This window comes from Agromyces binzhouensis (assembly GCF_004135055.1).
In the GTDB taxonomy this organism is placed as follows: Bacteria; Actinomycetota; Actinomycetes; order Actinomycetales; family Microbacteriaceae; genus Agromyces; species Agromyces binzhouensis.
The window spans coordinates 1-1,584 of record NZ_SDPL01000556.1; the positions used below are offsets into that span (position 1 = coordinate 1).

Here is a 1,584-nt window from a genome sequence, read left to right on the forward strand (position 1 = left end):
CGCCGCCCTCGCCGGGCCCGGGCAGCGTGCCGCCCGCCGCCCGGTCCCCGGCCGACTGGTCGGTCGGGGGCTCGGGCAGCTCGCCGTCGAACGTCACGTTCGTGAGGGCGAGCGTGGCGGATGTCGCGGCCACGCCGTCGACGCCCTCGACCGTGTCGAGCGCGGAGGCGTCGAACGTCGACGTCCCGGGGTCGACGGTCAGGCGCGAGTTGCTGAGCGTGGTGCCGTCGTCGGTGGTCTCGCCGTCCGCCGCCCCGAACTCGAACCGGACGCCGGGCCCACCTCCCTCGCCCTCCTCGGGCGGGCCCGCAGCCTGCGAGATCGCGAGGTCGGTGCCGACCCCGTAGACCGACTCGAGCACGGCGGCCTGCGCATCGCGCACGCCCGCCGAGACGGCGTCGACGATCATGACCAGCGCGATGGCGAGCGCCATCCCCACTGCAATGATCGCCGTCTGCCTGCGGCGCCCGGCGAGTTCGCGCCGGAGGTAGGTGAAGAACATGCGGGTCCTCATCTGGTCGTCCGGCCCGCGGCGATCGCGGGCCCGACTCGGACGCTACGAACGCGGGCTGTGCCGCACCGTTGTCGCAGCTATGGATCGCGTATGAGCGAGGGATGCGGCGGTTCATCGCGAGGTCACAGGCCGCATCCGCTCGGGTCATAGGAAGTCCACAGGAATTGCCGCATACTCGGAAGGCATGAGCATGGAGACCGGCACCGGGACCGCGCACCGACCGCAGATCGGGAAGGCGGACGGCAGCCCCGTGCGCGTCCTCGTCGTCGACGACGAGAACTCGCTCACCGACCTCCTGAAGATGGCGCTCCGCTACGAGGGCTGGGAGGTGCGCACCGCGTCGGACGGCCTCGGCGCCGTGCGGGCCGCGCGGGAGTTCCGCCCCGACGCGATCGTGCTCGACATCATGCTCCCCGACATCGACGGGCTCGAGGTGCTGCAGCGCGTGCGCGCCGACGGCACCGAGACGCCCGTGCTGTTCCTCACCGCCAAGGACTCGCTCGACGACCGCATCGCGGGGCTCACCGCCGGCGGCGACGACTACGTCACGAAGCCGTTCAGCCTCGAGGAGGTCGTGGCGCGGCTGCGCGGCCTCATCCGGCGATCGACACTGACGCTCGCCCAGGCGAAGGATCCGGTGCTGCGCGTCGGGGACCTCTCGCTCGACGAGGACTCGTACGAGGTCGAGCGCGGCGGCACGGCGATCGAGCTCACGGCGACCGAGTTCGAGCTGTTGCGCTTCCTCATGCGGAACCCTCGCCGCGTGCTCTCGAAGGCGCAGATCCTCGACCGGGTCTGGAACTACGACTTCGGCGGCAAGGAGTCCGTCGTCGAGCTGTACATCTCCTACCTGCGGAAGAAGATCGACGCGGGTCGCGACCCCATGATCCACACGGTCCGCGGTGCGGGCTACATGCTGAAGGCGGCGGGATGACGCACCCGGGCGAACCGGGATACGCGTCGGCCGCACGGCGTGCCGCCTCCGAGCGCACGCGGTCGACTGACGACGCCGGCGGCACCGGCGACGGATCCGCCGTGCGCCGTCGACGGGCGCCGCAGACGCTGCGGCG

1 protein-coding gene and 1 pseudogene are annotated in these 1,584 nt (G+C 71.9%); one reads left to right on the forward strand and one right to left on the reverse strand.

The window, feature by feature from the left end:
* Nucleotides 1-502 (reverse strand): annotated as a pseudogene (locus tag ESO86_RS16670) (ABC transporter permease); the annotation flags it as partial.
* 196 nt (nucleotides 503-698) lie between these two features.
* Between ESO86_RS16670 and ESO86_RS16675 the strand changes: the two are divergent.
* Nucleotides 699-1,448 carry a response regulator transcription factor gene (locus tag ESO86_RS16675; protein ID WP_129235931.1) on the forward strand — a complete coding sequence of 250 codons (750 nt, stop codon included), beginning with the start codon at nucleotides 699-701 and terminating at the stop codon, nucleotides 1,446-1,448.
* Nucleotides 1,449-1,584: the final 136 nt, after the last annotated feature.

What these genes read in the sequence shown, in the direction of transcription:
- ESO86_RS16675 (WP_129235931.1), top strand. Translation starts at nt 699, where the DNA reads ATGAGCATGGAGACCGGCACCGGGACCGCGCACCGACCGCAGATCGGG.